Annotated in this window: 18 protein-coding genes; 2 read left to right on the top strand and 16 right to left on the bottom strand. The window is 57.6% G+C overall.

The window, feature by feature from the left end; all coding sequences use genetic code 11:
* Positions 1-58: 58 nt before the first annotated feature.
* The 4 genes from METAL_RS08860 to sodC form a co-directional block, all read right to left on the bottom strand.
* Positions 59-1,426, bottom strand: a complete 1,368-nt coding sequence (locus tag METAL_RS08860) for an efflux transporter outer membrane subunit (protein WP_245549499.1) — start codon at positions 1,424-1,426, stop codon at positions 59-61.
* A complete protein-coding gene (locus METAL_RS08855; protein WP_005371576.1) occupies positions 1,426-3,378 on the bottom strand; it encodes a MacB family efflux pump subunit in 1,953 nt (650 codons plus the stop codon). The genes METAL_RS08860 and METAL_RS08855 overlap by 1 nt, the downstream gene beginning before the upstream one ends.
* Positions 3,375-4,580 carry an efflux RND transporter periplasmic adaptor subunit gene (locus METAL_RS08850; protein WP_005371574.1) on the bottom strand — a complete coding sequence of 402 codons (1,206 nt, stop codon included), beginning with the start codon at positions 4,578-4,580 and terminating at the stop codon, positions 3,375-3,377. Before METAL_RS08850 ends, METAL_RS08855 begins: the two co-directional genes overlap by 4 nt.
* 376 nt (positions 4,581-4,956) lie before the next feature.
* Positions 4,957-5,478: a superoxide dismutase family protein gene (sodC, locus tag METAL_RS08845; protein WP_005371572.1), complete on the bottom strand. Its 522-nt coding sequence runs from the start codon at positions 5,476-5,478 to the stop codon at positions 4,957-4,959.
* 306 nt (positions 5,479-5,784) lie between these two features.
* Between sodC and METAL_RS08840 the strand changes: the two genes are divergently transcribed.
* Positions 5,785-6,483 carry a DUF2490 domain-containing protein gene (locus tag METAL_RS08840; RefSeq protein WP_005371570.1) on the top strand — a complete coding sequence of 233 codons (699 nt, stop codon included), beginning with the start codon at positions 5,785-5,787 and terminating at the stop codon, positions 6,481-6,483.
* 70 nt (positions 6,484-6,553) lie between these two features.
* On the opposite strand, the gene METAL_RS08835 is transcribed toward METAL_RS08840, so the two are convergent.
* The 8 genes from METAL_RS08835 to METAL_RS08800 all read right to left on the bottom strand — a co-directional run bounded on the left by METAL_RS08835 (position 6,554) and on the right by METAL_RS08800 (position 15,500).
* Positions 6,554-8,866, bottom strand: a complete 2,313-nt coding sequence (locus METAL_RS08835) for an NADP-dependent malic enzyme (RefSeq protein ID WP_005371568.1) — start codon at positions 8,864-8,866, stop codon at positions 6,554-6,556.
* Between the two features lie 127 nt (positions 8,867-8,993).
* Positions 8,994-9,419 (bottom strand): HD domain-containing protein, encoded by a 426-nt coding sequence (locus METAL_RS08830; RefSeq protein ID WP_005371566.1) that lies wholly within the window; start codon positions 9,417-9,419, stop codon positions 8,994-8,996.
* 130 nt (positions 9,420-9,549) lie between these two features.
* A complete protein-coding gene (gene rpoH / locus METAL_RS08825) occupies positions 9,550-10,404 on the bottom strand; it encodes an RNA polymerase sigma factor RpoH (RefSeq protein ID WP_005371564.1) in 855 nt (284 codons plus the stop codon).
* A gap of 83 nt (positions 10,405-10,487) precedes the next feature.
* Positions 10,488-11,495: a permease-like cell division protein FtsX gene (gene ftsX, locus METAL_RS08820; protein WP_005371563.1), complete on the bottom strand. Its 1,008-nt coding sequence runs from the start codon at positions 11,493-11,495 to the stop codon at positions 10,488-10,490.
* A gap of 3 nt (positions 11,496-11,498) precedes the next feature.
* Entirely contained in the window at positions 11,499-12,155 is a 657-nt protein-coding gene (ftsE, locus tag METAL_RS08815; protein ID WP_005371553.1) for a cell division ATP-binding protein FtsE, read from the bottom strand.
* Positions 12,156-12,163: 8 nt separating this feature from the next.
* Positions 12,164-14,185, bottom strand: a complete 2,022-nt coding sequence (ftsY, locus tag METAL_RS08810) for a signal recognition particle-docking protein FtsY (protein WP_005371551.1) — start codon at positions 14,183-14,185, stop codon at positions 12,164-12,166.
* A gap of 9 nt (positions 14,186-14,194) precedes the next feature.
* The gene (locus tag METAL_RS08805) at positions 14,195-14,791 is read right to left on the bottom strand and encodes a hypothetical protein (protein ID WP_005371549.1); all 597 of its coding nucleotides are present in this window, start codon (positions 14,789-14,791) and stop codon (positions 14,195-14,197) included.
* Positions 14,792-14,798: 7 nt separating this feature from the next.
* Entirely contained in the window at positions 14,799-15,500 is a 702-nt protein-coding gene (locus METAL_RS08800) for an SURF1 family protein (protein WP_005371548.1), read from the bottom strand.
* A gap of 130 nt (positions 15,501-15,630) precedes the next feature.
* On the opposite strand from METAL_RS08800, the gene METAL_RS08795 reads away from it, so the two are divergent.
* Positions 15,631-15,912 (top strand): twin transmembrane helix small protein, encoded by a 282-nt coding sequence (locus tag METAL_RS08795; protein ID WP_005371543.1) that lies wholly within the window; start codon positions 15,631-15,633, stop codon positions 15,910-15,912.
* 54 nt (positions 15,913-15,966) lie between these two features.
* Here the strand turns inward: METAL_RS08795 and METAL_RS08790 are convergent, their stop codons facing one another.
* The 4 genes from METAL_RS08790 to coxB all read right to left on the bottom strand — a co-directional run bounded on the left by METAL_RS08790 (position 15,967) and on the right by coxB (position 20,759).
* Positions 15,967-16,839, bottom strand: a complete 873-nt coding sequence (locus METAL_RS08790) for a cytochrome c oxidase subunit 3 (protein ID WP_005371541.1) — start codon at positions 16,837-16,839, stop codon at positions 15,967-15,969.
* A gap of 11 nt (positions 16,840-16,850) precedes the next feature.
* Entirely contained in the window at positions 16,851-17,396 is a 546-nt protein-coding gene (locus tag METAL_RS08785) for a cytochrome c oxidase assembly protein (RefSeq protein ID WP_005371539.1), read from the bottom strand.
* 146 nt (positions 17,397-17,542) lie between these two features.
* Positions 17,543-19,165: a cytochrome c oxidase subunit I gene (gene ctaD, locus METAL_RS08780; RefSeq protein WP_005371537.1), complete on the bottom strand. Its 1,623-nt coding sequence runs from the start codon at positions 19,163-19,165 to the stop codon at positions 17,543-17,545.
* 70 nt (positions 19,166-19,235) lie between these two features.
* Positions 19,236-20,759, bottom strand: a complete 1,524-nt coding sequence (coxB, locus tag METAL_RS08775; protein WP_005371535.1) for a cytochrome c oxidase subunit II — start codon at positions 20,757-20,759, stop codon at positions 19,236-19,238.
* Positions 20,760-20,971: the final 212 nt, after the last annotated feature.

The following is a 20,971-nucleotide window of genomic DNA, read 5'->3' as shown; positions in this document are numbered from 1 at the left end:
AGAGGGATTTTTCCTCTATTCAGGGCAACCGGTTCCGGCAAGAACAGCCCTCGCAATACTACAAACGCCGCCAGCCCCCGCCCAGCGCCTTGTACAACAGCACCGAGGCGGTCAGCACGTCCACATGCGCCTGCACCTCGCTATCCCGTGCATTCAGCAGGCTGCGCTGAACGTTCAGCAGGGTCTGATAATCGGTCGCACCGGCCAGATAGCGTTCCAATCCCAATTCGTACGCCTCACTAGCACTGTTAACCGAAAGATGCAACTGTTCGCGGCGGCGTGCGGCCTGACCGCCTAGCGCAAGCGCATCCTCGACTTCGCGATAGGCGATCAACAGCGTTTGCCGGTAAACCTCGACCAGTTCGTTACGTCGGGCCTTGGTCCGTTCGAGTTCGCCTTCGAGGCGGCCGCCCTGGAAGATCGGCTGGCTCAATGTGGCTCCCGCCGCGACCGCGATGCCGGCCGGCTGCGACATCATCGCGGCAGTGAAAATGTTGTCCGCGCCGAGTTCCAGTTTTGGATAGAAGGCGGCCCGGGCAACGCCGATATCCGCATGCGCGGCGATCAGCTCGGCTTCGGCGCCCCGGACGTCGGGACGCTGCTCGAACAAGGCGGCCGGACGAGCCGGGTCGGCGTTGGGGATGCGAATCCCTTGCAACGTTCTTCCCTGCGGCTCGAACTGTTGCGGAGGACGGCCGAGCAGCACCGCGAGCGCGTTCTCGGTCTGCGCGATATCCTGACTGAGACGGGCCACCTGCGCAGCGGCATTCGCGCGCTCGGTCTGTTGCTGCGCGACATCCAGCGCGGTCGCGGCGCCGGCCTCGAAGCGCGACTCGATGAGAGCCAGCACTTCGCTGATATTTTTGAAATTCTCCTCGGCGATGGCCCGGCGGTCCTTGAGGCCGAGCAGCGTAAAGTAGGTCTGGGCGACATCCCCCATCACGGTCAGCCGCAGCGCATCGAGCGAGAAGCGGGCATTGTCCAGATGCGCCCTGGCGCTGTCGCGGCCGGCGCGCAGGCGGCCCCACAAATCGACTTCATAGGACAGGTTCCATTGGCCTTGCCAGGTACTTTGGCCGCCGTTGAAACGGGTGCCGTCGTCGTAGGTATAACTGCCGCCGGCGCCGACGGCAGGCAGCAGCGGCGCGCCGGCGATTTTGGCGAGCGCCCGGAACTGATCGATACGCCGGGTGACCGCAGCCAGGTCGCGATTGTTAACCAGCGCTTCATTCATCAGGCGATCGAGCTCGGCGCTGCCGAACAGTTTCCACCAGACCGGCGAAATGGCCGCTCCGCCGGTCTGCGTTTTCGGTGCAGGATTCTTCCAGGCTTCGGGGACGGCATCGGACGGACGCCGGTAATCGGGCACCAGCGAGCAGCCGGCCAGCGCCAGGCAAATGGCCAAAAACCCTTGTTTGTTCTGCATCATTCCGCCGCCAGCGCCACCACCGGATCGAGCAGCGCCGCCTTGCGCGCCGGTAAAAAACCAAATAGAACGCCGGTGCCGAACGCGCAGGAGAACGCCATCACGGCCGGCAAAGGGGAAAAAACCACGGTCATTTCGAACATCGCAATCACTTTGCCGGCCCCGAAGCCGAGCAAAACGCCCAACAGGCCGCCCAGCGTACACACCACGGCCGCCTCGGTATTGAATTGCAGCAGAATGTCGCGACGCCGCGCGCCGACCGCCATCCGGATTCCGATTTCGCGGGTACGCTCGGTCACGCTGACCAGCATGATGTTCATCACCCCAATGCCGCCGACCAGCAGCGAGATCGCCGCCACCGTGCCGAGCAGCACGGTCAGCGTATTCTGGGTCGCGGTGGCGGTTTCGAGAATCGAAGCCATGTTGCGTATCCTGAAATCTTCGGTCTGATGGCGCGAAAGCAATAACCTCGAAATCGCATCCTCGGTTTCTTCGATCGCGCCCACATCGCTGACGCGCACGGTAATCCCGTTCAGATAATTCTGCCCGAACAGCCGGATCAGGCCGGTCGTGACCGGCACGAACACCGTATCGTCCTGATCGCCGCCGAAGCCCGATGCCCCTTTCGGAGTCATGACTCCGATCACTTCGAACGGGATATTGCCGATCAGAATATAGCGCCCTATCGAGTCGATCCCCTCCGGGAACAGGATCTGCGCGACCGTTTGCCCGAGTACGACGACCGGTGCGTAGCGACGCATGTCCTGGTCGTTGAAAAAATCGCCTTCCGCGACCGGCCAGTCGCGGACTCTGGGCAGCGCCGCGCCGACACCCTGAATGGTGGTCGCATAGTCGATATTGCCGAACCGGACCGTTTGCCGGCTGCTGCGCTCGGGCTGGGCGACTTCGACATTCGGCAGTTCCTGGATCGCCTCGGCGTCATCGGGAGTCAGTGTGATGACATCGCTGGCACCGCGCAGCCCGGGTGCGCCGGGGCGGATCGACAGCAGATTGGTGCCCATCGACTTGATCTGATCCAGCACGTCCTGCTGGCTGCCCTCCCCGACCGCAAGCATCGTCACCACCGCGGCGACACCGATGATGATGCCGAGCAGCGTCAAGGCGGTCCGGAACAAATTGACCCGCAGCGCGCGCAAGGCGGTCTTGACCGCTTCGCCAATATCCGCGAAGACGCCGGCCTTGCCGCCCGGATCGATCATCACGTTCGGATGCTCGGCGCCCAGGCTCGACGGCGCCGAATCATCGACGATTCTGCCGTCGCTGATCGTGATGATCCTTTCGGCATGCGCGGCGACGCCCGCATCGTGGGTGATCAGCAAGATCGTGCGCCCCGAGCGGTGCAATTCCTTGAGCAAGGCCATCACTTCCTGGCCGCTGCGGCTGTCCAGCGCGCCGGTCGGCTCGTCGGCCAGCATGACGGGCGGATCGTTCATCAGCGCCCGGGCAATCGCGACCCGCTGCTGCTGGCCGCCGGACAATTGCGAAGGCCGATGGTCGCAGCGTTCGCCCAGGCCCAGGTTGGAAAGCAGCTTGCGCGCCCGTTCCAGGCGGGTGTTTTTATCTTCGCCTGCATAGAGCGCGGGAATCTGGACATTTTCTTCCGCGCTTTCCGAACCGAGCAGATTGTAGCGCTGAAACACGAAGCCGAACGTCGCCCGCCGCAACGCGGCCAGTTCGTCCGGATCGAACAGCGAAACGTTCCGACCGGCCACCTGATAAGTGCCTGAAGTGGGCCGGTCGAGACAGCCCAGGATATTCATCAGCGTCGATTTGCCCGAACCCGACTGGCCGATGATCGCGACGAACTCGCCGGGCCAGATTTTCAGCGATATGTCGTCCAGGGCCCGAATCAGATTGTCGCCGCTTTTGAAAGTCCGGGAGATGCGTTCCAGGTTCAGCAACGGCTCCGTTTTTGCCAGGTTCAGGCTCATATCCGCGGCATCGCCGGTGGTCTGTAGGAATCTCTGCCTCCATTCTTCTGGGCGGACGCCACCGTCAGCTTGACCCGGTCGCCGACCGACAAGCCGTCGCGAATCTCGGCGAAGCGCCGGTTCTGTATACCGACATGAATCACTTTTTCGCTCACCCGGTTATCGGCTCCGGCCGCCTTGACCTGATAGGCCCTGCCTTTCTCGTTGTCCCGGTCCTGCAGCCGTTTGCCCAGCGCATTGACCGGGATCACCGGCACATGCCGGGCCTCGCCCAGCACGAAAAAAACCTGCGCGCTCATCCCGCTCATCAGCTGGCCGTCCTCGTTGTCGACATCGACGAGCACGTTGTACAGGACCACATTGTTCACCACTTCCGGCGTCGGCAGAATCTGCCTCACCACGCCCTGCCAGCGGCGCTGGTCCGAGCCGAGCGTGGTGAAATAGACGGGCATGCCGACCTTGATGCGCATGATGTCGGCTTCCGCGGTCTGCGAGCGCACGGTCATCTTGTCGAGCTTGGCCAGCTGCATGATATTCGGCGTTTGCTGATTGGCGTTCAGGGTCTGACCTTCGCGGGCAGTCTGCTGTACGACGGTGCCGTCCATCGAGGCGAAAATCTTGGTGTAGCCCAGATTGGTCCGGTCGCCCGCAAGCGTCGATTCAACTTGCTGTATTTGCGCCCTAATCGAATCGGCAACTGCCAGCGCGGCCTTGCTGTTGGATTCACTGTTCTGCAGCGTTTCCTGGCTGACCGCCTTGGTCGGGTACAATTTCCGATTGCGGGCATACTGACGGTTGGCAAACAGGATCAACGCCTCTTGCTGGACCAGTTGCGCTTTCAAATTATTGATACTGGCTTCATCCGCCTGCACCCGCGCCGCATAAATGCGCGGGTCGATTTGAGCCAGCTGCTGGCCGGTTTTGACAATGTCGCCGATCTCGACGAACAGTTTCTGCAACTGGCCGGTGACCTGCGCACCGATATCGACATATTCCTTCGGCTCCAGTTTGCCTTGCGCGGTCACGTTTTCTTCGATGTCGCCGTAGGCGATTTCGACGATCGACTCTTTCATCGCCGCCTGAGCCGACTCGGTTTCCTTCTGAAAATAAAAACGCAGCGCCGCGCCCGCTGTGACGAGTACGGCAAGCAGGCCGGCAAACCAGTAAAGGTGCCGGCGAGTGATCAATGGTTTTACCCGCATTAAAAACGACTTAAAAGAAAATAAGAATCATTCGCAAAAATTGGCAGCATTGTAGCATGGCCGCATGCGTTTCAGGCTTTTAGGGAGAGATGACGGATCGGTTTTCAAAAAGCAGAACGGTGATAATCAGGTTCTTAAGAGCACAGTCTCGGGTACAAAATAATAGCCCACGGTCCGGTTCCATGACTCCTGTCGAGTGCACACGGCGGATCGGATCGATCCGCCGTGTGCAGAGCAATTTTCCCGTCGGGGGCTCTCACATTGAATCTTAGGCTTGTCAAGGTATCCGGCGCGGGAGATGCTTCTTGCATCGCCGATCACTCCGCCCGCCGGCAACGAGATGATAGCGGAGCAGCCTTAGCCGGCTATCCGAAATTCAGTTTCCGATGATTCCACAGGCAATCCGGCCCTTGCCGCCGCCGAGCGGTTCGGGTTGGTCCGAATAATTATCGCCGCCGGCATGGATGACTAACGCGCGGCCTTTGACGTCCTCCATTCTCAGGCGCGGAGCCATAACACTTTCGGTCACCTTACCGTTCGTGTTCACGACCAATTTCGGTAAATCGCCTAAATGACCGCTGCCTTCCGGACCTGCATGCTTTTTCGTGGCTTTCGGGTCGTAATGTCCGCCCGCGGCAAGCGCCGGCGTCATTTTACCCTCTTTTTCTTTCGCCTCGCAGTTTGGATTTTCGTGCAGATGAAATCCATGCTCCCCCGCAGGCAGCCCCTCAAGCACCGGCGTAAAAACCAAACCGTTCGGCAACTCGGTGATTTTAATGCTGCCGATCGCTTTTACCGTTCCCTGCTCGTTGACCGTATTCATCGGGACAGCGACTTCGGCGGCAATGGCATAAGTTACCGATGAAACGAACAGTGTGACGAGATAAACAGCCCTCATTTGGCTCTCCCATTGACGAATTGGATAAAAACTCTTCTCATGGTAAAACCAGCGACAAAGTAAATCAACTTAAAAACATCGGTTATTTTCCACCACCGCAGTTTTTTCGATAGATTTTTATTCCTTGCCTAAAGGGCAGCTCATTTTTTAGAATTTGATTAATTAATTGAAAAGTTGTACTTTTCATAAGTGGCCTGTATTTTGCTGAATATAAGCGCCTCCGCATGAAAAAGCCCTCATGCCGGGCGCTGCTTCACGTTTCGCTAACAGACAGGCAATCGAATTTTTAATTGTAGGAATACCGGTATGAGAAAAACCATAAATCCCCTCGGGCTGACGGCCATTATTTTGAGCTCCCCCGCCTTAGCGGACGATCTGCTGCAGGATGCCGGCAGCTGGCTGCAGATCGTCGGCGAAGGCAGTTTGAAAGGGGTGGATCCGAGCCTCGAAAAGGGGCGCATCTGGCTGGAAGGACAATCCCGTTTCGACGATAACTGGAATCATTGGTATCAAGGCATGGTCCGCGCAGCCCTAGGCTACTCGCTGAGCGACCGGGCGACAATCTGGGCGGGCTATACCTGGCTGCCGACCCAAAACGTCGGTAAAGAGTATGTATCCCAGCAGGATGTCTGGCCGGCGTTTCGTTACGTTTTGCCGACCGATTTCGGCACCTTAACGTTCAGAACGATGGTCGAAAGCAATTTCCTGAAAGGCGACGATGTCCGTTTCCGGCCCCGGCAAATGATCCGCTTCATGCATCCTTTGGAATTTGAACCGCGCTTGAGCCTGATCACCTGGGACGAGTTTTTCATCCGCGCGAACTCGACCCGTTTCGGCGGCAAGTCCGGCTTCGATCAGAACCGGGCATTTGCGGGGCTCGGCTGGACCTTCAACAAAAACTTCAGGGCCGAAGGGGGCTATCTGAACCAGTATCTGGACGACGCCACCCATACCGATAACACGATGCATCATTTGATCATGGGATCGCTATACATCAACTTCTGACATTGTCGATAAGCTTTATCAACAAACACCGGCCGGGCTTCAAAACCCGGCCGGTGTTTGTTCGCCCCCTCTAAGCCGCGTCGTTCGCATCCGCGACGCAAAGCGCGGCCATGTTCACGATCCGCCGCACCGTCGCAGCCGGCGTCAGGATGTGCGCGGGCCGCGCACAGCCCAGCAATACCGGCCCGATCGCGATGCCGCTGCCGGAGGCGGTCTTGAGCAGGTTGTAGGCGATATTGGCCGCGTCGATGTTCGGCATCACCAGCAGATTCGCGCTGCCTTTCAGCTTGGTCTCCGGCATCATTTTTTTCAACATCTCGTAATCGAGGGCCGTGTCGCCGTGAATCTCGCCCTCGATTTCCAGTTCCGGCGCCTTTTCCCGAACGATCGCAAAGGCCGCGCGCATTTTTTGCGCGGACGCGCTGTCGCCGGTCCCGAAATTCGAATGCGACAGCAAGGCGACACGCGGAGTCAGGCCGAAACCGCGCATCCGTTCTGCGGCCAACAAGGTAATCTGAGCAAGCTGCTCAGCATCCGGATCGTAATTGATATGCGTATCGACCAGCAAAATCTGGCGGTCGGGCAGGATCAGACCGTTCATTGCCGCATAGACGTTCACGCCCTCCTGCTTGCCGAGCACCTGGTCGATATACCCCAGATGCGAAGCCGCCGTTCCGAAAAGCCCGCAGATCATCCCGTCGGCATAGCCCTTATGCACCAGCATCGCGGCAATCAGGGTATGGCGGCGGCGCATTTCGAGCTTCGCATAATCCTCGTTGACGCCTTTGCGCACGGTCATGTCGAGATAGGATTTCCAGAAATCGCGGTAACGCTCGTCGTATTCGGGGTTCACGACCGTAAAATCGACATCGGGCCGAATGCGAAGCCCCAGTCTTTCGATCCGCTGCCGCAATACCACGGGCCGCCCGACCAGGGTCGGATAGGCGATATTTTCGTCGACCAGCATCTGCACCGCGCGCAGCACCCGCTGTTCCTCGCCTTCGGCGAACACGATCCGTTTTTTCGACGCCGGAATTTGCTTGGCGATCCGAAACACCGGCTTCATGAAAGTCCCGCTGTGATAAACAAACTGCTGCAAGCGTTCGACGTAAGCCGGCATGTCCCGGATCGGACGGGCCGCGACGCCCGATGCCTCCGCCGCCGCCGCAATCGCGGGCGCGATCTTGGTCATCAGGCGCGGATCGAAAGGCTTCGGGATGATATAGTCGGGACCGAAACTCAATTCGTCGATCCCGTAAATGCTGGCGACGATTTCGGACTGTTCCGCTTGGGCCAGCTCGGCGATCGCATGCACGGCCGCAATTTCCATCGCCCGAGTGATCGTTGTCGCGCCGGAGTCCAGCGCCCCCCGGAAAATATACGGAAAACACAAGGCATTGTTGACTTGGTTCGGATAATCGGAACGGCCGGTCGCGATCACCGCGTCATCGCGCACGGCGGCAACCTCTTCGGGCAGGATTTCGGGATCGGGATTGGCCAGCGCCAGAATCAAAGGCCGCACCGCCATCCTCTTGACCATCTCGGGCTTCAGGACGCCGCCGGCGGACAGGCCCAGAAAAATATCCGCGCCCGGCATCGCCTCGCCCAGGGTCCGCGCCTCGGTATCGCGGGCAAAACGCGCCTTGTTCGGATCCATGCCCTCGGCGCGCCCCGTATAAACGACGCCGTGGTGGTCGGTCACGAAGATATTCCCGGCCGGAAATCCGAGGTCGATCAGCAAATCCAGGCAGGCCAGCGCGGCGGCGCCGGCGCCCGAAGCGACCAGTTTGCACTGGCCGAGCGTTTTGCCGACGATTTTCAGCCCGTTCAGGATCGCCGCGCCGACGATGATCGCGGTGCCGTGCTGATCGTCGTGGAAGACCGGAATTTTCATCCTTTCGCGCAGCTTTCGCTCGATGTAAAAGCATTCGGGCGCCTTGATGTCTTCCAGGTTGATGCCGCCGAAGGTCGGTTCGAGCGCCGCGATAATGTCGCAAAGCCTGTCCGGGTCCTTTTCGTCGATCTCGATGTCGAACACGTCGATGCCGGCGAATTTCTTGAACAGCACGCCCTTCCCCTCCATCACCGGCTTGGCCGCCAGCGGCCCGATATTGCCGAGTCCCAGCACCGCGGTGCCATTGCTGATCACCGCGACCAGATTGCTGCGCGCGGTGTATTTGAAGACGCTGGCGGGATCGGCCGTGATGGCCTCGCAGGCCGCCGCGACGCCCGGCGAGTAGGCCAACGACAGGTCGCGCTGGTTGGCTAACGGTTTGATCGGCGTGACGCTGATCTTGCCCGGCGCCGGAAATTCGTGATATTCGAGCGCGGCCTCGCGCAACTGCCTGCGCAGTTCGCCGTTGGAGTGATCTGATGACTGCATTGCCGCGATCCCTTTCTTGAGTTCCGGAATGTCTTTGATTCTACCAGAGTTGAGAAGGCGAAATCGCGAAAATCGGCGGATGAACTGCCGGGCGCCGGCACCGCCTGAAAAATAGACGGCCGAGCCGTTAATTTCCCGCCAGTAGAATCTTGCGCACGGCCTGATATTCCCGCAGGCGCTCGCGATCCTTTTCGGTCGGCTCGGCAATGCGCGACAGATTCATGTTGTCCGCCACGTCCGCCAGCTTGACAGCCCGCGCGATCGGGTTCCGCACGGCGCGTTCGGCCGCTTCAATACGCGACTCCCCCGGCTCCTTGGTCAAGGCGCGCACCGCTTCTATCACTTCCGCCGGAAAATTCTCGTCGGCGAGGTCTTCGAATGAAATGCCGGTATCCTCCACCACGTCATGCAATATCGCCGCCAGACGTTCGTACGGAGAGTCGACCGCCAACATCACCCGGATCGGATGCAATATGTACGGCTGTCCCGCTTTATCAAGCTGGCCCGCGTGGGCTTTGACCGCAATCTCTATGGCTTTTTCCAAGGTGGACATGCTCTTTCTCCCTTTGTCACTGCGATTTAATAATGCTTCCGACGCGCCGGACTTCGGAAAATTCCGCCCATAAAAAAGGCTTAACGGAAATCCCGTTAAGCCTTGTAAAAACCGATACGGTTTCAGCGAATCAAGCCGCCAGTACCGCGGTCCGCAATTTCTTCATCGCATTTTGCTCAAGCTGGCGGATCCGCTCGGCGGATACGTTGTAGCGCTCGGCCAATTCGTGCAGCGTCGCTTTTTTGTCCGCCAGCCAGCGGCTGGACAGGATATCCAGGCTGCGCTCGTCCAGTTCGGACAGGGCTCCGGACAGCAATTCCTGCTCATGGCCGGACCATTCCTCGTTTTCCAGCAACAGGGCCGGATCGGCGCCGTGCTGTTGCAGATAATGGGTCGGCGCGACGTAAGTCTGCTCCTCCTCATCGTCGACCGGCAGGTCGAACGAAACGTCGCGGTTGCTCAGGCGCTGCTCCATTTCGTACACCGTGCTGACTTCGACATCGAGGTCGGCGGCGATGGCCTTGGCTTCGTCGTTCGACAGCCAGCCGAGGTTTTGCTTGGATTTGCGCAGATTGAAGAACAGTTTGCGCTGCGCCTTGGTAGTCGCGACTTTCACGATGCCCCAGTTCTTGATTACGTACTCGTGAATCTCGGCCTTGATCCAGTGCACCGCAAACGACACCAGGCGCACGCCGATGTCCGGATCGAAGCGTTTGACCGCCTTCATCAGGCCGATATTGCCTTCCTGGATGATGTCCGGCATCGACAGGCCGTAACCGCTGTAGCCCCGCGCCACGTGCATCACGAAGCGCAAGTTGGTCATCACCAACTGCCGCGCGGCTTCCAGATCGCCGTGATCTCTAAACCTTATCGCCAATTCGCGTTCCTGCTCGGATGTCAACCTAGGCATTTGCCGGACCAGATTCAGATAAGCATCGAAAGTGCCGGCCGATAAATTAACAGGTAAGGTTAATGCATGACTCATGATGTAATGTACCTCGGTTAGTCAACTTGATTTAATTTTAGCACTCTCAAACTCAGAGTGCTAATCATTTTACAAGTTCAACGCTACTCGGGCCGCAATTGCCGGAGCTGATAGGTCAGAACCGCCCAAGAGCCTGTCACGCCGAGTCCCGAAGACAACAGGACCAGAAAAACCGACTCGCCGTAATCGAGAAAGCGCAGATGAAAACTACCCTCGTAAAGCAGCGACAGGTTCTCGACAGAACGCCACAACAGCAGCATGATCGCGGTCACGATGAACCAGGCCGCCACGCCGGACAAAAAACCGATCCAGAAGCCGCCGTACAAAAAAGGCCGCTGAATGAAGCGATTGGTCGCGCCGACCAGTTTTGCGATCACGACTTCCTCGCGCCGGTTATGCAGCTCCAACCGTATCGTATTGCCGGTGATGAACAGCACGCCAAACCCGAGCAGAATGCTGATGCTCCGGGTCGCCCGCTCCGCGAGCCGAATGATCGACTGCATCCTTTCGAGCCACTGCATGTCCATCTGCGCCTCATCGACTTCAGGATATTGCAGCAAGGCTTGCTGGAGCGTTTTCAACACCTTGACATTCGATTGCGCCGGCGTCGGCACGACTTCGAGCACGACCGGCAGCGGATTGCCTTCGAGCGCATCGAGCGCGGCGTCCAGGCCGCTGTTGGCCTTGAATTCGGCCAGCGCCTGCGCCTTGCCGATCAGTTTGATCGCGGCGACTTCGTGATGCTTGCTGATTTTTTCGACCAGCCTGCGCGCCTCGGCTTCGGTCACCGAGTCTTTCAGGAACAGCGAGATCTGATTGCTCGACTCGATCGTGCCGGTCAATTGTTCCAGATTCTCGACCAGCAGGTAAAAGCAGGCGGCCAGCGCGATCGAAATCGCAAGCACGCCGACCGTCAGTGCGGTTGTGAATGGCTTGTCGACAAGCCGCCCCAAGCTGGAAAACAGTGCATGCGCATGCAAGTCGCGATAAGCATGCAGTTTGTCGAAAAAATCGCCGCCGGCAATTTTGTTCTGGGGGGCTTCCTGGCGGGGCTGCGGTTTGGGTTTAACCGGTTTAACGGCGCGCTTCATCGTTTATCCCGCCACCAGCCGGCCGTGGTCCAGCGCCAAAACGCGCCGGTCCATTTTGTGAATCAAAGCGATATCGTGAGAAACGATCAATACGGTGACTCCTACCTGTTGAAATCGGGTAAACAAGGTCATGATTTCCGCTGCCAGCTCGGGGTCCAGATTGCCGGTCGGTTCGTCGGCCAGGATCATCGGCGGCTTGTTCACCACCGCGCGGGCGATTCCGACGCGCTGCTGTTCGCCGCCGGATAGGGTCAGCGGATATTTTTTCTCTTTGCCCAAAAGCCCGACCTTGTCCAGCGCCGCCCTGACCTTCCGGGCAATTTCGCGGTGCCCGTAACCGGCCACCGCGAGCGGCAGCGCCACATTGTCGAATACGGTGCGGTCCTGCAGCAGTTTGAAGTCCTGAAAAATCAGCCCCATTTTGCGGCGCAAAAAGGGAATCTGGCGATCCTGCGCATAACTGACATTATGGCCGCCCAGATAGATCTGTCCGCGGCTGGCGCGCTCGATCAGCGCGATCAGCTTGAACAGCGTGCTTTTCCCGGCCCCGGAATGGCCGGTCAGGAACGCCATCTCGCCGCGCTCCAGATGGAAGCTGATGTTGCTCAGCACATCCCCGGCTTCGGAATAGCGTTTGCTCACGTTATCGAATTTTAACATAATCCTTGTCAGTCCCTCGCGAACAGCGCCTCGACGAACGCGCCGGCATGAAAATCCTGCAAATCGTCGATGCCCTCGCCGACGCCGATAAAACGGATCGGAATGCCGAGCTGCTTGGCCAGCGCGAAAATCACCCCGCCTTTGGCGGTACCGTCGAGCTTGGTCAATGCCAGGCCGGTCAGAGAAACCGCTTCATTGAACTGCTTGGCTTGCGACAGCGCATTCTGACCGGTGCCCGCATCGATCACCAACAGCACCTCATGCGGGGCGGTTTCGTCGAGTTTGCCCATGATCCGTTTGACTTTCTTCAATTCGTCCATCAGGTTGGACTTGGTATGCAGGCGGCCCGCCGTATCCGCGATCAGCACGTCGATCCCTTTCGCCTGGGCCGACTGCAGGCCGTCGTAAATCACCGAAGCCGAATCGGCGCCGGTATGCTGCGCGACCACATGGATGTTGTTGCGTTCGCCCCAGGTTTGCAGTTGTTCGACCGCCGCCGCCCGAAACGTGTCGCCGGCCGCCAGCATCACGCTGTGACCCTGCGCCTGCAGGCGTTTGGCCAGTTTGCCGATCGTGGTGGTTTTGCCCACGCCGTTCACGCCGACGACCAGAATCACGAACGGAGTGTCCTGCTTCGGGATCGCTAGCGGCTGGCTGCAGGGTTCCAGAATGCTCAACAATTCCTGTTTGACCGCGGCGGCCAGCGTTTCCGGGTCGCGAAGCTGATGCCGTTCCAGGCTTTGGGTCAGGCGGTTGATGATCTTGGTCGTCGCATCGATGCCGATGTCGGCCATCAATAAAGTCGCCTCGATGTCTTCGAGCAGTTCGTCGCTGACCGATTTCTGGCCGAGCGTCAGGCCGGCCAGCGCGTCGCCGAGCCCGGAACGGGTCCGTTTCAACTGCGATTTCAGACGCAGATACAGTGATTCGGGCGCCGGCTCGACATAAACCTCTTCTGTAGGCTTTTCGATCGTGACCGGAACCTTGGGAATTTCCTTCACTTCCGGCAACGGACGCGGGCGTTCGGCAGGAATTTCGGCTGCCTTCAGGCCGTAGCGCCCGTAGAAACCGATCGAAATCAGCGGCATCATCATCAATGCCGCGAACGCATTGTGCAGCACGGCCGCCCATAACGGCGCGGCCAGTTCCACGACCGCGATGCCCAGGCTGATCTGGGCGATCAGCAAAATGCACAGTTTCAATCCGGCGCGTCTGACCGGCTTCGGATTTTTCGCCGAAACCGCCAGCAGCATCACCAAGCCGAGCACGAGCAAGCTGACCAGCGCAAACATGCGATGCAGCCAGTGCACCGCAACCTGGGCCTCCGGCGGCAGCACACCGGTATCGCCGTTTATCAGTCCGTTCAGCAGGTCCGTCGCGTGGTAGAAATCGGCCGTTTCCGGAAACCATTGCCCGTTGCACAGCGGAAATTCGGTGCCGCAGGCCAAGGCGGCCAGATTCGTGCCGGTCCAGCCGCCGAGCAGAACCTGCAGCAAAACGACCCACATCCCGAAGCGGGCCCAGTTCACCGGCCCCTGCCGGGACGGCAGGCGGACATAATCCGGCTTGACGCGCAAATACAGGCCGAACAGGAGCCAGAACGTGAACATGCCGAGCATTAGGTGCAGCGTCACGATCAGCGGCATCGTCCGCAGTTTTACCGCCCACATGCCCAGCGCGGCTTGCAGCCCGACCAGAACCAGCAGGAACAAGCTGCCGGTGACTGCGGCGACTCGGTTGGTCTTGACCCAGGGCGATAAAACGGCGAGCAGCAAAATCACCAAGCCGAGACCTGCAGCCAGATAGCGGTGCGTCATTTCCTTCCAGGCCTTGGCAGGGTCGAAAGGGTGTTCGGGAAAGGCCCGATCGGCTTCGGCCTTAAAGTCCGGCGTATCGGCAATCACGGCCCTGCCGTAGCAGCCGGGCCAGTCCGGGCAGCCGAGACCGGCATCCGACAGGCGCACATAGGCGCCGAAAACGATCACGATCAGCGCCAGAAAGACGCCGAAAAGAGCAATTTTTCTATACATGGGTAATTCCTAACCGATCTGCGAGATTCTTAAAAGATGCGCCAAATCGCTTTTGACTTTATAGGGATCGAATCCGGGTTCGTATTGCATCATCAGATTACGCAAGGGATCCATCAATAACACCGCACCGTCGTGGAATCCCTCCGGCTTGATTTGAGCGAGTTTGGCCATCAAGGAATCGCTCGGCTTCACGCGCAGCAGCGATTTGTCGCCCTGCCACCAAACCTCGGCAAGCTTCGGATCGGGGTTGTCGAGCAACAAAACGATACGCCGGGTTCTCGGCAGATCCTTATTCAGCATCAGCTGGATCTGCCTGGTTTTATGCAAGGCATCCAGGCAAGCCGCATTGCAGTCCTGACGCGGAATCACATTTACGATCAGCCAGTGCGCATTCAATTCGTGAATATTATCGGTGGTGAACGCATCGAATCCGCTCAATTCGGAAGTTTCGGTCGTCACCGGCGGCACGATCAGTTGGCCGTAATTGGTCCGGCCCTGCAGCCACTCCGGCCTCGCCTTGAACAACAAGGCGGCCAGAAACGGAATAAAAGCCATCGCAAACAAAGTGAGGATGAGCAGGCGGTTTTTTTTCTGTTGATCATTCATTTTTTTATTATTTTAAACGGCTGTACCAGACAAACAGCAGCGCCAGCGCGGCGGCAAGGCCGAACCATTGCAGCGCGTAGGCGACATGCTGTTCGGGCGGCATCACCGCAGCTTCGCGCCATTCGCGCCGGTAGCCCTCGGGGGCCTGTTTGTCGAGTTCCAACATGAAAGGAAATACGGGATAGCCAAATCTTTCGGACAAAACGGCACTGTCCGCAATCTGGACCACGGCCGGCCAGCCTGCGGTCGGCTGATCGGCGCCGGCCAGCTTGATGCCGACGCTCGGAAAGTGATTGATCCGGCCGCTGACCTGCGTCGGGTTGGATCGAATCGCGATATCGGGCAATACTTTCCTGTCCCGGCTGGCCGGAATCCAGCCTCGATTCACCAGGATCGCCTTTTCGCTTCCGTCCAGAATGAACGGCGTCAGGACAAAATAACCCGCCCGGCCTTCGACAACCTGGTTGTCGATCAAAATCTGATGCGTGCTGTCGTAAGAGCCGCTCGCCGCGGCCTGCCGATAGCGCAGAACCTCTTTCTCTTCCGGCGTTGCCGCCGTCAGCTGCAGCGCGGGCGCGGCCATGCCTTGTTTTTGGCGGTCCAGAAATGCGCGCTTTTGTTCGGCCCGATCCAACTGCCAAAAACCCAAGGAAATCAATACCGGCAAAAGGCACACTACGACCAGCGTGGGAACTTTTTCAAATTTCATGGTTTGATCTTACGCCTTTATGGGCGTCCCGCACGTCAAGGCAAAGGAACAATAAATTTGCAATTCTTCCGGCAAAGGGATAATTTTCGCTTTCCATCAATTTCCGCATGCAGCCCGCTCCCATTTATTCATGATTATCAAAACAATCGTCGCCCTCGCCTTTATTCTGATCATTATAAGTCTCGGTTCGGCGCTTTTACACCTCGTCAAACACAAAAGCGACGAAGATTCGAAAAAAACGGTCAAGGCGCTGACTTTCCGGATTACCCTGTCGCTGATACTGTTCGTTTTTGTTTACCTGATGATCGCGACCGGCCTCTATATACCGCAAGGCATTGGCGCCAGAATGCATGCGCCGAAACCGCCCGCCTCAACCGAACCCGCTCCGCAAAACACGCCGCCGTCGAATTGACAAAAAAAAAGCGTTGCCTGAACGGCAACGCTTTCGATCGATTGAAAACCGCGATTACAGCAAATACACGAACACGAACAGGCCCAGCCAGACCACGTCGACGAAGTGCCAGTACCAGGCGGCCGCCTCGAAGGCAAAATGGTTCTCGGGCTTGAAATGGCCTCTCCAGCTCCGGAACAACACCGTGCTCAGAATGATCGCGCCGACGCAGACATGGAAGCCGTGGAAGCCGGTCAGCATGAAGAAAGTCGAACCGTAAATGCCGGTGCCGAGCGTCAGCCCCATTTCGGTGTAGGCTTCATGATATTCGTAAGCCTGAAGCCCGACGAACAAAAAGCCGAGGGTAACAGTCGCTATCAATCCTTGAATCAATTGCTGGCGCTTGCCGGCCAACAGGCCATGATGGGCCCAGGTGCAGGTCACGCCGCTGCTCAACAGAATCAACGTATTCAAAAAAGCCAGCCCCCAAGCGCCCATAGGCTCGAATTCGCCGTCCGGACTCGGCTTGCCGCCGATCAGATGCGCCGGACCATTGGTCGGCCATACCGCCTCAAAGCCCTTGTGCAGCATCTCGCCGGTAACGCCTTCCGCAAGCCACGGCACCGACAAATTCCGGGTGTACCAGAGCGCGCCGAAGAAGACCGAGAAGAACATCACTTCGGAAAAGATGAACCACATCATGCCCATCCGGTAGGAAATGCCGACCTGGGTGTTGTACATGCCGTATTCGCTTTCCAGCGACTGCAGGGTAAACCAGCCCGCCAGCATGAAGATGAAAACCAAAAGGCCCAGAATCATCATGCCGGGCCCGATCGACGAACCGTTCAGAAAATTCGCGAACCCCGCCAGCATGATAAACAGCCCCACCGTGCCTATTATCGGCCAGGTCGCTTTATGCGGAATGTAATAAGCATTGTGTGTGGACATAACGTTCCCCTTTATTGTTTCTCTGCTTTTTCAGTATTGTCAAAAAATGTGTAAGCCAGTGTAATCGTTTTATGCTCCGGCGAAATCTTCGGATCGACGACGAAACGCACCGGCATCATCCTGCCTTCCCGCGGCTTGAATTTCTGCTCGGTAAAGCAGAAACACTCGGTCTTCTTGAAGTATTCGGCCGCAAGGCCCGGTGAAATACTCGGTATCGCCTGCGCAACCATCGGCTTGTCGGTCTTGTTTTGCGCATAAAAATTCACCGTATAAAACTGGCCCGGATGAATCTTTAATTTCGGCGTTTCCGCACGAAACTCCATCGGCGCCGATTCATTCAGCGCGGTCACGAACTCGACGGTCAACTCGCGGCTTTGATCGACCTGATAACCGGTTTCCTTCGCGGCCGTAGTATCGACCTTGCCGTTAAGACCGGTTACCTTGCACAACACATCGTATAACGGCACCAGCGCGAAACCGAAGCCGAACATCACTATGGTGACCAGCAACAGGGTACGCACCAGCCTGGCGTTTTTTCGCCGCAATTCGTCAGTCATTGCGAGACGGCTTTCAGAACCGCAAAGACATAAATTGCGACGGCAATCACTACCAATATTAATGCCGTCAAAATATTTTTCTGCTTGATATTCATTTCGATACGGATACGCTGCCTGAGGCAGCGTATCTCCGGTTCAGCTACGGCTTAGGAATGCTCGCTTGGAACGGTTTCCGGCGGCGTCGTGAAAGTATGATAAGGAGCCGGTGACGGCAAAGTCCATTCCAGACTATGTTTATGCGCATCTTCCCAGACTTCGTCGGTCACTTTCTCGCCGGTGCCGCCGCGGATCGTATCGATCACGATATACAGGAACAGCAACTGGCTAAGTCCGAAAATGAAGCCGCCGATGCTTGAAACCATATTCCAGTCCGCGAACTGTACCGCATAATCGGGAATACGGCGCGGCATACCGGCCAACCCCAGGAAATGCTGCGGGAAGAACAGAATGTTGACCGAAATCGCCGACAGCCAGAAATGCAGCCTGGCGATTTTTTCGTTATACATATGACCGGTCCATTTCGGCAGCCAGAAGTAGCCGGCCGCCATCAGGATGAATACCGAAGCCGGCACCAGCGTATAGTGAAAATGCGCCACGATGAAATAGGTGTCATGATATTGAAAATCGGCAGGCGCAACCGCCATCATCAAACCGGTAAAACCACCCATCGTGAACAACACCACGAAGGCGATCGAAAACAGCATCGGCGTTTCGAAGGTCATCGACCCCTTCCACATCGTCGCGGTCCAGTTGAACACCTTCACGCCGGTCGGAATTGCAATCAACATCGTCGCATACATGAAATACAGTTCACCCGCCATCGGCATCCCGACCAGGAACATATGGTGAGCCCAGACGATGAACGACAGAAACGCGATCGACGCGGTTGCATACACCATCGAGCTGTAGCCGAACAGGGGCTTACGAGCAAACACCGGAATGATCGTGGAGGCGACGCCGAAGGTCGGCAGAATCATCACATACACTTCCGGATGACCGAAGAACCAGAAAATATGCTGGTACAGTACCGGGTCACCGCCGCCGGCCGCATCGAAGAAGCTGGTATCGAAGAAACGGTCGGTCAGCAGCATGGTCACCGCACCCGCGAACACCGGCATGATCGCGATCAATAAGAATGCGGTGATCAGCCAGGTCCAGACGAACAACGGCATTTTCATCAGCGTCATCGCCGGTGCGCGCATATTGAAAATGGTCGCGATAATGTTGATCGCACCCATGATCGACGAAATCCCGAGCAAATGCACCGAGAAGATCGCAAACGGCAGCGCCGCACCGGTTTGCAATACCAACGGCGGATACAAGGTCCAGCCGGCCGCCGGCGCGCCGCCTTCCATGAACAGGGTGCTGGCCAGCAACAAAATACCGGCAACCAGCATCCAGAAGCTCATGTTGTTCATCCGGGGCAGCGCCATATCCGGCGCGCCGATCATCATCGGAATCATCCAGTTCGCCAAACCGACGAAGGCCGGCATCACCGCACCGAACACCATGACGAGGGCATGCATCGTGGTCATCGAATTGAAGAATTGCGGATTGACGAACTGCAAACCCGGTTCGAACAGCTCGGCACGGATCACCATCGCCATCGCGCCGCCGACGAAAAACATCGCGAGCGCGAAAACGAGATACAGCGTGCCGATATCCTTATGGTTGGTCGTAATGATCCAGCGAATCCATCCCTTCATCGGGCCGTGGTCATCATGATGATCATCGTGCTCATGATCATGGGGTGCTATGACAGCGGACATAGTTGTTATACCTCAAATAAAATGTAAAAAAAGAAGCCATGAATCCAGGTAAACGCAAGGGTTTGCCACCTTATTGCAGTAAAGGCTCAATCTCCTCGGGCGTAATCATGTCGTTTACCGAATTACCCAGTGCATTACGGGTATAAGTCACGACTGCGGCAAATTCTTCAGGACTCAACGTACCGCCGAAAGCCGGCATCATACCTTTGCCCGCCTTCATCAAGTCGATCTGTTCCTTGATGTCGCCGTTGACTACATCGCTGCCTGTCAACGCCGGGAACGTCGGCGGCAAGCCCTGGCCGCCTGCCTGATGGCAGGAAACGCAACGGCTTTCATACACGGTCTTGCCTTTAGCAATCAAGGCTTCCTTGGATGACGACGGCGCGCTTTCATCCGCTTTCGGCTCTGCCGCCGGAGCCGGCTCCTCGGCCTCTTCTTCATCTTCGTCCGACTCCGAAACGGCCGCTGCGCCTTCCGGCAGCATCGCGTGCACCGCTTTCGGCTGAATTTCATCGCCAACCGAGTTGCCTAACGCGTTACGGGTATAGGTGATGACCTCCGCCAGCTCATCGGCCTTCAGCATTTTGCCGAATGCCGGCATTGCGCCTTTACCGTTCAGGACGATCTCGGCCTGCTTGTTGATATCGCCGGTCACGATCGGGCTGCCTTTAAGAGCCGGGAATGCGCCGGGAACACCCTCACCGGTCGGCAAATGGCAGGTGGCGCAGTTTTTCTCGTAGACGCCTTGGCCCGCCGTGATCAGCTCATCGCGACTCTTGTCGCTCAGGTCAGGCCCTTGGGCTGCTTCCGACTTGGTTTTCTTGACCCAGGCGTCGTAATCGGGCTGGTCCATCGCAACCACTACGATCGGCATGAAGCCGTGGTCCTTGCCGCACAACTCGGTACACTGGCCCCGGTATGTGCCGGCCTGATCGACCTGAGCCCACGCCTCATTCACGAAGCCGGGGTTTGCGTCTTTCTTCCAGCCCAAAGCCGGAACCCACCAGGAATGGATCACATCGGCCGCAGTAAACAGGAAGCGGATTTTCTTTTTGGTTGGGATTACCAAAGGCTTGTCGACGTTCAACAAATAATTCGGCACGGTGCGCGGATCGATATCGGAGCCAAGCTGGCGCGCCTTGTTGCTTTCTTCGTCCAGGCTGCTGAAAAACTTGATGCCGTTGTCCAGGTATTCGTATTCCCATTTCCACTGCCAACCGGTCACCTTGACCGACATATCGGAATCCTGCACGTCGCCGAGATCGAGCATCGTCTTGGTCGCCGGGATCGCCATACTGATCAGAATCACGGTCGGAATAATGGTCCAGATGATTTCGATCGTGGTGTTTTCATGAAACTGTGCCGCCTGGTGACCTTTGTCCTTGCGGTGATGCAAGATCGAATAGAACATCGTGCCGAACACGCCAAGACCGATGAATACGCAAATCCAGAGAATCAGCATATGCAGGTCATAAACATCATGACTGATCTTGGTAACCCCTTCGGTTAAGTTGAGCGTGTAATCCGCCTGCGCTAACTCTTGCCCGATAGCCGTCAAGATCGTGCCTGCGAATAGTTGCTTGGTTTTGTTCACGGAGCAGCCCCTTCGTAAGTAATAAAAAACCTTGAATGCGTCATTTCATTCCGAAAATCCGGGGCAGCGTCGAAACAAAGCTCCCCCTACGCAATAAATTTCACAATATAACTGTGTAATTCTACCCTATCAAACCCTTCTAAGCCAGATGTCTCTAGCGGTTAAAGCTTGCGCAGCGACCGCTGCACTGCCCATTCATTAGTGCTCAAATG

It is taken from the genome of Methylomicrobium album BG8 (genome assembly GCF_000214275.2).
Taxonomy (GTDB): Bacteria; Pseudomonadota; Gammaproteobacteria; order Methylococcales; family Methylomonadaceae; genus Methylomicrobium; species Methylomicrobium agile.
The sequence above is the reverse complement of the archived record's forward strand: the minus strand, read 5'-3'. Positions and strand labels throughout refer to the sequence as shown.

Bases quoted from the DNA above. Each gene is read 5' to 3' on its own strand.
- METAL_RS08860 (WP_245549499.1), bottom strand. From the start codon at position 1,426: ATGCAGAACAAACAAGGGTTTTTGGCCATTTGCCTGGCGCTGGCCGGC.
- METAL_RS08855 (WP_005371576.1), bottom strand. From the start codon at position 3,378: ATGAGCCTGAACCTGGCAAAAACGGAGCCGTTGCTGAACCTGGAACGC.
- METAL_RS08850 (WP_005371574.1), bottom strand. From the start codon at position 4,580: ATGCGGGTAAAACCATTGATCACTCGCCGGCACCTTTACTGGTTTGCC.
- sodC (WP_005371572.1), bottom strand. From the start codon at position 5,478: ATGAGGGCTGTTTATCTCGTCACACTGTTCGTTTCATCGGTAACTTAT.
- METAL_RS08840 (WP_005371570.1), top strand. From the start codon at position 5,785: ATGAGAAAAACCATAAATCCCCTCGGGCTGACGGCCATTATTTTGAGC.
- METAL_RS08835 (WP_005371568.1), bottom strand. From the start codon at position 8,866: ATGCAGTCATCAGATCACTCCAACGGCGAACTGCGCAGGCAGTTGCGC.
- METAL_RS08830 (WP_005371566.1), bottom strand. From the start codon at position 9,419: ATGTCCACCTTGGAAAAAGCCATAGAGATTGCGGTCAAAGCCCACGCG.
- rpoH (WP_005371564.1), bottom strand. From the start codon at position 10,404: ATGAGTCATGCATTAACCTTACCTGTTAATTTATCGGCCGGCACTTTC.
- ftsX (WP_005371563.1), bottom strand. From the start codon at position 11,495: ATGAAGCGCGCCGTTAAACCGGTTAAACCCAAACCGCAGCCCCGCCAG.
- ftsE (WP_005371553.1), bottom strand. From the start codon at position 12,155: ATGTTAAAATTCGATAACGTGAGCAAACGCTATTCCGAAGCCGGGGAT.
- ftsY (WP_005371551.1), bottom strand. From the start codon at position 14,185: ATGTATAGAAAAATTGCTCTTTTCGGCGTCTTTCTGGCGCTGATCGTG.
- METAL_RS08805 (WP_005371549.1), bottom strand. From the start codon at position 14,791: ATGAATGATCAACAGAAAAAAAACCGCCTGCTCATCCTCACTTTGTTT.
- METAL_RS08800 (WP_005371548.1), bottom strand. From the start codon at position 15,500: ATGAAATTTGAAAAAGTTCCCACGCTGGTCGTAGTGTGCCTTTTGCCG.
- METAL_RS08795 (WP_005371543.1), top strand. From the start codon at position 15,631: ATGATTATCAAAACAATCGTCGCCCTCGCCTTTATTCTGATCATTATA.
- METAL_RS08790 (WP_005371541.1), bottom strand. From the start codon at position 16,839: ATGTCCACACACAATGCTTATTACATTCCGCATAAAGCGACCTGGCCG.
- METAL_RS08785 (WP_005371539.1), bottom strand. From the start codon at position 17,396: ATGACTGACGAATTGCGGCGAAAAAACGCCAGGCTGGTGCGTACCCTG.
- ctaD (WP_005371537.1), bottom strand. From the start codon at position 19,165: ATGTCCGCTGTCATAGCACCCCATGATCATGAGCACGATGATCATCAT.